The organism is Pseudomonas sp. SDO5532_S415, assembly GCF_054071155.1.
The window spans coordinates 1-7,533 of record NZ_JBSVWS010000224.1 but is presented as its reverse complement, the minus strand read 5'-3'; the positions used below and the strand labels follow the sequence as shown (position 1 = coordinate 7,533).

The window sequence follows — 7,533 nt, the reverse complement described above, 5'->3', positions numbered from 1 at the left end:
GGCTCGCTCCCACAGAGGATTGGGTGTGTAGCCGGATTTCGGCTTCGACATATAACCCCTGTGGGAGCGAGCCTGCTCGCGAAAGCGTCGGGTCAGTCGACATTGATGCTGAATGTGCTGCCGTCTTCGCGAGCAGGGCTCGCTCCCACAGAAAATCCGGATCACTGCCAGCCGAGTGTCCTTCTCTGCTCATTGAGCAAACGCCCTGTTGCGGCGTAGTCAGTGACGCTACTTTGCCGGTCCGGTTCGGTCTTAAGGCCACGCGCCAGCTCCGCCACCCGCTCGGCCGCCGGCACGACGCTGTGAATCTTGCCCACCCCTTGCCCCGCATACAGCGACAGCTTTTCAGCCATCCGCGGCTTGTCGATCGCCCGCGCACCGCCGCCGATGAAGCGCAGCAGGTTCCACTTGTCCCGGTTGGGGATCACCCGATGCGGTGTGCCGTAGGTCCAGCCGAACGAATAGCCGGTGCGGTACTCGGTGTCATCGGTGGTCGCTTCGACGATCTTCTGCTTGTACAGCGGATGGGCATTCGACTCATCGGTGGCAATGAACGCCGTGCCCACCACCACGCCGGATGCACCCAGCGACATCAATGCCCGCACATCGTCACCGTGGGTGATGCCCCCGGCCGCCAACACCGGCCGGCCCTCACAAACGCTGAGGATCGAAGTCAGCAATGGCATGATGCCGATGGTGCCGCGATTGAGGTGACCGCCGCTTTCACTGCCCTGGGCGATGATGATGTCCGCGCCTTGCTCGATGGCGATGTGCGCCAACTCCACCGACCCCGCCTGCACCATCACCACCAGCCCGGCATCTTTCGCCCGGGGGATCATGTCGGCGGAGTATTTCTCGGCATAAAACAACGACAGCAGTTTGGGCTTTTCCTTGAGGATTACCTGGAACTGCGCCTCGAACACATCCGGGCCGCCGAACTGCGGCACCAGGTTTACACCAAAGGGCTTGTCGGTGAGTGCGCGGGTTTCCTGGATCCAGCGGCGCAAGGCCAGGGGTGGCAGGCGCAGGCCACCGATGACCCCCATGCCCCCGGCATTGGCCACGGCCCCGACCAGTTGCGGGCCGGAAATGGCCGCCATGCCGCCGAGAAAAATCGGGTACTTCACACCGCAGAGCCGGGTAATGGCGTTACCGGCAAAATCGAATTCGCTCATGACTCACAGCTCCACATGTTTGCCAAGCATCCGCTTGAGCGTGTTGTTCTTCAGGAGAAAGTGATTCTTGACCGCGCCGAAGATGTGCAGCGCCAGACCGGCGAGGAACGCCGAGGCACCGATGTTGAACAGCACATCGACCACATGCTTCAACGCATCGTTGGCTGGCAGCACGCTCGGAATCCACAAGCCGCCGGGCAGTTCCAGCACCTCGCCCGCCGCCGAGCGTGAGGCCCACACCGCGATGGGCAGCAGCACCATCGCCAGGGCCAGCGACACCGCCACCGAGCGGCTGATGATCACTTCGATGGGGTTGGGTGTGCCCACCGGCAGCGGATGGTAAGAGGTGATCCGCGCCCAGAACCGATACGTCGAGACGAGAAACAGCATCAGCCCCAGCAGGTTTTGCACCCTGCCGAGTTCCTGTTGCAGTGCCGCGCTGGACGCATAGTCGATCAGCACTTGCAGGGCGAAAATCCCCAGCAGCGAAAACGCCACGACCCAGTGCAGTGCGACGGTGATCGGTGAAAATCTCAGGCCATTGTCTCTTAGTTGCATGGCTGTCTCCTTTGGCAGAATGCGCACATCAGGAAATGGAAGGACACGAAGGTCTCAGTGATTGACGGCCTGCGCGGCGCCGAGCCCGGTCTGGGCGCGGATCAACTGGTCGTCGAAACGCTCGCGCTCAAGCCCTGCCCCGTGGCTGCGATCAGTCACCGAGCCCAGCCAGGTGAAGAAGAACGCCACGTTCATCGAGATGATCGCCGGGTAGTCATAGGGGAAGATCGCCTCGGCATTGCCCAGCACCTTGACCCAAACCGCCGGTGAGAGAATGACCAGGCCGACCGCGCTGATCAGACCGGTGACACCGCCCATCAACGCGCCGCGGGTGGTCAGGCCCTTCCAGTACATCGAGAGCACGAGGATCGGGAAGTTGACCGACGCTGCGACACCAAAAGTGAGCGCCACCAGAAAGGCGATGTTCTGATCCTTGAACAGAATGCCCAGCACCACCGCGACGATGCCGATGCCCACCGACGCCATGCGCGAGACACGACGCTCATCTTTGGCATCGGCCTTGCCCTTCTTGACCACCATTACATACAGGTCATGGGAGATCGCCGAAGTGCCGGCCATGGTCAGCCCGGACACCACCGCCAGAATCGTCGCGAACGCCACGGCGGAGATGAAGCCGAGTAACAGATCGCCGCCCACGGCTTTGGCCAGGTGCATCACCGGCATGTTGCCGCCGCCGATCAGCTTGCCGGCCAGATTGCCGGACTCGTAGAAGGCAGGGTCTTGCCCGACGATGACGATGGCGGCCAGTCCCAGCACGGCGACGATCAGGTAGAAAAAGCCGATGAAGCCTGTGGCGATGAACACCGATTTGCGCGCCTGCCTGGCGTCCGGCACGGTGAAGAAACGCATGAGGATGTGCGGCAATCCCGCCGTGCCGAACACCAGCCCGAGTGACAACGAGATCAGCGACAGCGGATCGGCCACCAGTTTGCTCGGCAGCAGAATCCGCTCGCCGTCGTGGTGCGCGGCCACCGCCTGCTCGAACAACAGATCGAAGGAAAAGCCGAACTTGCTCAGCGCCAGAAACGCCAGCAAGGTCCCGCCCAACAGCAGCAACCCGGCCTTGATGATCTGCACCCAGGTGGTGGCGACCATGCCGCCAAAGGTCACGTAGACCGCCATCAACAGACCCACGGCGATCACCGCGTAGTTGTAAGGCAGGCCGAACAACAACTGGATCAACTGCCCGGCGCCGACCATCTGCACCACCAGATAAAAACACACCACCGTCAGCGAGCCGAAGGCGGTCATGGTGCGGATGCGGTTTTGATCGAGGCGGAAAGACGCAATGTCCGAGATGGTGATGCGCCCCAGGTTGCGGATGCGCTCGGCGAACAGGAACAACAGCAACGGCCAGGCGACGAAGAAGCTGATCGAGTACAGCACGCCATCGAAACCGTTGAAGAAGATCATGCTGGTGACCCCCAGCAACGCCGCCGCCGACATGTAGTCACCGGCCAGTGCCAGACCGTTCTGGAAGCCGGTGATACCGCCGCCGGCATTGTAGAAATCGTCCATGGATTTGGTCTTGGAGGCGGCCCAGTACGTGATGCCCAGGGTCGTCACGACAAAGACCAGGAACATGCTGATCGCGGTGATGTTGATCGGTTGTTTTTCGACGCTCTGCAACACGTCGCCGGCCATGGCGCGCGCCGCGAATGTGCTCAGCAGGACAGGAAGAATGAGGTTTTGCAGAATGCGTTTCATACGATGGCCCCCGCACGGATTTGCGCGGTCAGGGCATCGAACTCGCCGTTGGCACGCAGGATGTAGAGCCCGGTGAACAACCAGGCGCCGACGATAAACACCAGGCCCAGCGGCCAGCCGATGTTGATGATGCTGGTGGCGCAAAGCTTCGTCGCTAGCAGGTGGGGGGCGAAAGCGGCGACGAGGATGAACGTGAAGTACGGGACAAGGGTGGCGGCGGTAAGGCCGGCGACAAATCGTCGCTGCCGCGAGACCAGTTCCTTGTAACGGGGATGATTGCGAATTCTGGCTGATTCGGTTGCATGGTTCACGTTGACTCCGTGTTGCAGTGGTTACGTTATTGTTGTTCCACAGCCTCAGACTCGAAGACTCGATCCGCCACTGGCTGCGGTATCTGTTGCCCCTTCAACCTATGCCCGGCATGCAATCATGTAAAATGATCATTTGTGATTCAGCTGATCGTTTTTGGTGAACCTGATATTCATCAAATTTCCCTTTCAGCAATCTCGAATAAGCCGTAGATTCATCATCAGTTATTATTTTATGAGATAGGTGAGTTCGATGGATGTAGCGGATCTCAAGGTGGTGGATGCGGTCGCGCGCCACGGCAGCATGAACAAGGCCGCCAGCGAGCTGAACACCGTGCAGTCGAACGTTTCGGCGCGGATTCGCTCGCTGGAAGACGAGCTCGGCGTGGCGCTGTTTCAACGCAGCGCCAAAGGTGTGCAAGTGACGCCCGCGGGGCGGCGCATCCTGCCTTTCGCCGCGCGGCTTTCGAAACTGCTGCTCGATGCCTCGAGTGCCGCCCGGGATGACGGCCATCCCAAAGGCGTGCTGGAAATCGGCACGCTGGAAACCACCCTGGCCCTGCGTCTGCCTCACCTGATCGCGCAGTTCGCCAAGGCTTACCCCGAGGTTCGCCCGGTGGTACGCACCGGCACCACCTGCAGCCTGATTCAGGGCGTCATCGACTGTAAGCTCGAAGGCGCGTTCGTCGCAGGACCGGTCAACCACCCGGAACTGCACAGCGAAGAAGCCTTTCGCGAAGAGCTGGTGCTGGTGACCTCACCTGCCCTGCACAGCCTGGACGATGTCGCCGACGTCGAGAACCTCAAGACCGTGGTGTTTCGCATCGGCTGTTCCTATCGCCAACGTCTGGATACGCTGCTGACCAGCCTCGGTGTGCTGGCGCCCGAACCGCTGGAATTCGGCTCGATCGAAGCCATCATTGCCTGCGCTTCGGCGGGAGTCGGGGTCACGCTGTTGCCCCGGGGTGTCGTGGCCAATGCCGCCCGCGAGGGACTGGTGGCGGTGCATGATCTGCCGCCGGACCTGGCAGAAGTGCAGACCGTGTTCGTGCGGCGCATCGACGGTTACTTCTCCAGCGCGCTGGCCACTTTTCTGCACAGCGTGCGCATGGATGCCGTCCCTGCCCTGCCCCCCGCTACCGTGGCACTGTAGCGGCCGTCACCTGGTAAAACCGACTTTTCACCCAGCCGTTGATACCGGCACACAGCACCAGCAGCGCGCCGGTCACCAGGAACACAGGGTGCAAACCGAAATGCGCGCCGATCTGCCCACCGATCAGCGGCCCGATCACCTGCCCGGAAAACTGCGCCGATTGCAGATAGCCGAGAATTTTTCCAGTGCTGTGCTCTTCCACCGACTGGCGGATCAGCTTGGCAATCGCCGGCAGCAACCCGGCGATGGTCATGCCCATCAGGCCGCGCAACACCGCCAGTTGCCACCACTGCGTGACGAAGGCCTGGGGCACCATGACGATACCGGTCAACACCAGGCAACCGATGATCACGTTCCAGCCGCCGACGCGGTCGGCCAGCGCCCCCAGCCTGGCGGCGGTCAAAATACTGCCCAGCGCCGAACAGGCCATGACCACGCCGGCGATTCGCGCCTGATCGTCAAAAGCCACGCCCAAGTGACCGATGTAGACGGTGATGATCGGCTCGATCGACATGTTGGCCAGCAGCACCATCATCGCTGTCATCAGCAGCGCGGCGATGACCGGCCAGCGGGAACCGGCACCCTCGCCCTGATTTTTCTTGTCGCGCCGCGCGCTATCCGTACCTCGCTGGAAATCCTCGCGGATCAGCACGATGGTGGTAATCGCCGCCACCGCGATCATTGCGCCACCGACAAAAAAGGTTCCGCGAATACCCACCAGTTGCGGCAAAAATCCACCGACCAGCGGCCCGATCAGATTGCCGGACAAGGCCCCGGTCGATAGCACGCCCAGCGCCCAACCCGCTTTCTCTCGCGGGACCTGGGAGCCGATCATCACAATGGACGCAGACGCGTATCCACCAATCAACCCGGCGACCAGGCGCAGCACCACCAGATCGGTGACGTCGCGCGCCAGCCCGATCAGCGACATCACAATCGCCATGCCGATAGCGGCGCGGACCAGCATCGGTTTGCGACCATACCGATCGGCCAGCCGCCCCCACAGCGGCGCAGTAATCGCCGTGCCGAAAAACGTCGCACCGAAAGCCACGGCCGACCACTGCACCACATCGGCCTGAGCGGTGACGCCCAGTTGTTGCACATACAGCGGCAGGAACGGCAACAGCATGCTCAGGCTCACCAGCGTGGTGAACGAACCGAACACACAGACGGCCAGGTTGCGACGCCAGTAAGAAAGGTTGCGATCGGCATAGTTCACGAGGACAAGTGCTCCGCTGGCTGGGCACCGCGCAGCGCCGCCACTGCATCAATGACAAAGGCAATCAGCATGGCTGCGGTTCCAATCAGGAACAGCAGGCTGTAATTGCCACCGCTGTACGAAAACAAGAACGACAGGCCATAGGCGGCGACTGCCTGGAACAAGGCGAACCCCACCGTGGCGGTCTGCCAGGCCGAGCTCTGTTGCGCCGGATGCCGGGGGAGAATTTCCTGTATCCGCCCCAGTACCAGCGGCACGGTGCCGGTGACAAAGGCGCCGACGATCACGCTGGACGCCATCAGCCACACGCTGCCGAGCCCGAAGGCCGGCACCGCGACACTGATGGCCTCGATGATGAACGACACCCGCAACGCACGACCGAAGCCGACCCGGTCTGCCAACACGCCCGCCAGCAGCGGCCCGACGGTGGCGCCGATGCCGAACAGCACCCAGTACTGCGCGCCGGCTTGCAGGCCCTGGCCCAGGCCCCGGGCGACGAAATCCACCAGGAAAATCATGTGCGGCACCCAGCCGGCGGCGTTGAGCGCGTACTCGACATACAGTGCCTTGAGGGTGCCATTGGGAGGTGGGCGGCGGTGATGGGCGGTGCTGGACGCCTGGGTGTTTTCGCTCGGCCATCCGCGCCACGCAATCGCGGTCAGCAACAGCGCAATCACCCCCAGCCCCAGCCAGGTTTGCGCCAGCCCCTGTTGCAGCAGCAACGGCACCAGGGTGCCGGACGCCGCAATCCCTACCCCGACTCCCATGAAAATCACCCCGCCCGCCAGCCCTCGGCGAGACGCTGGTACATGGGCGAGTACCGTCGGCGCGGCCAATACCATCAGCGCCCCGCCGGCTACGCCCGAGAGAAATCGCCAGGCGAAAAACCAGGCGAAGGAGACGGGAAAAGCGCAGGCGAAAAAAGCGATGCTGGCCAGCAGCATCATGGCCCTGAGGATGAACCGCGTTGAGGTTTTGCCCGCCAGCGAACGCCCGAAAAGCGCCCCGGCCAGATACCCCGCCAGGTTGGCCGCGCCGAGGTAGGCCGCCCTGGAAGCGTCAAACCAATGAGCGCTGACAATCGCCGGTAACAGCGGTGTATAGGCAAATCGCGCCAGGCCGATGCCTACAAGACTTGCCGAAAAACCGGCCACGGTGCCGCGCCATGGGTTGGCGGGTTGTAGCGCGGTGGCGGGGATTGCTGGCTTCACGCTGTTCATCATCGGCCCTTCCATTCTTCAGTCGGGCTGACTCTACGCGCGAAGGCGATATCTCAAGAAACGAATTAAACAGGCAAGTGCTATCTGTAAAAAAGATATGCGTACCCCAATCCAATGTGGGAGCGAGCCTGCTCGCGAAGACGGCAGTCCTACCACAGAGACTGTGGAGGAT

Annotated in this window: 7 protein-coding genes; 1 reads left to right on the top strand and 6 read right to left on the bottom strand. The window is 62.1% G+C overall.

Going from position 1 to position 7,533, the window contains the following annotated elements:
- Positions 1-161: 161 nt before the first annotated feature.
- Genes ACW9HW_RS27570 through ACW9HW_RS27555 form a run of 4 tightly spaced genes read right to left on the bottom strand, consistent with a single transcriptional unit; the run spans position 162 to position 3,772 of the window.
- Positions 162-1,175 (bottom strand): NAD(P)H-dependent flavin oxidoreductase, encoded by a 1,014-nt coding sequence (locus ACW9HW_RS27570; RefSeq protein ID WP_095193688.1) that lies wholly within the window; start codon positions 1,173-1,175, stop codon positions 162-164.
- Positions 1,176-1,178: 3 nt separating this feature from the next.
- The gene (locus ACW9HW_RS27565; protein WP_095193687.1) at positions 1,179-1,733 is read right to left on the bottom strand and encodes a cytochrome b; all 555 of its coding nucleotides are present in this window, start codon (positions 1,731-1,733) and stop codon (positions 1,179-1,181) included.
- Positions 1,734-1,787: 54 nt separating this feature from the next.
- Entirely contained in the window at positions 1,788-3,461 is a 1,674-nt protein-coding gene (locus tag ACW9HW_RS27560; RefSeq protein WP_457402462.1) for a cation acetate symporter, read from the bottom strand.
- Positions 3,458-3,772, bottom strand: a complete 315-nt coding sequence (locus ACW9HW_RS27555; RefSeq protein WP_095193685.1) for a DUF485 domain-containing protein — start codon at positions 3,770-3,772, stop codon at positions 3,458-3,460. Before ACW9HW_RS27555 ends, ACW9HW_RS27560 begins: the two co-directional genes overlap by 4 nt.
- 250 nt (positions 3,773-4,022) lie before the next feature.
- Here ACW9HW_RS27555 and ACW9HW_RS27550 point away from each other — a divergent pair, with 250 nt between their 5' ends.
- Positions 4,023-4,922: a LysR substrate-binding domain-containing protein gene (locus ACW9HW_RS27550; protein WP_457402460.1), complete on the top strand. Its 900-nt coding sequence runs from the start codon at positions 4,023-4,025 to the stop codon at positions 4,920-4,922.
- Here ACW9HW_RS27550 and ACW9HW_RS27545 read toward each other — a convergent pair.
- A complete protein-coding gene (locus tag ACW9HW_RS27545) occupies positions 4,906-6,141 on the bottom strand; it encodes an MFS transporter (protein ID WP_457402458.1) in 1,236 nt (411 codons plus the stop codon). The genes ACW9HW_RS27550 and ACW9HW_RS27545 overlap by 17 nt on opposite strands.
- Positions 6,138-7,364 carry a YbfB/YjiJ family MFS transporter gene (locus ACW9HW_RS27540; RefSeq protein ID WP_457402456.1) on the bottom strand — a complete coding sequence of 409 codons (1,227 nt, stop codon included), beginning with the start codon at positions 7,362-7,364 and terminating at the stop codon, positions 6,138-6,140. Before ACW9HW_RS27540 ends, ACW9HW_RS27545 begins: the two co-directional genes overlap by 4 nt.
- Between the last annotated feature and the right edge of the window lie 169 nt (positions 7,365-7,533).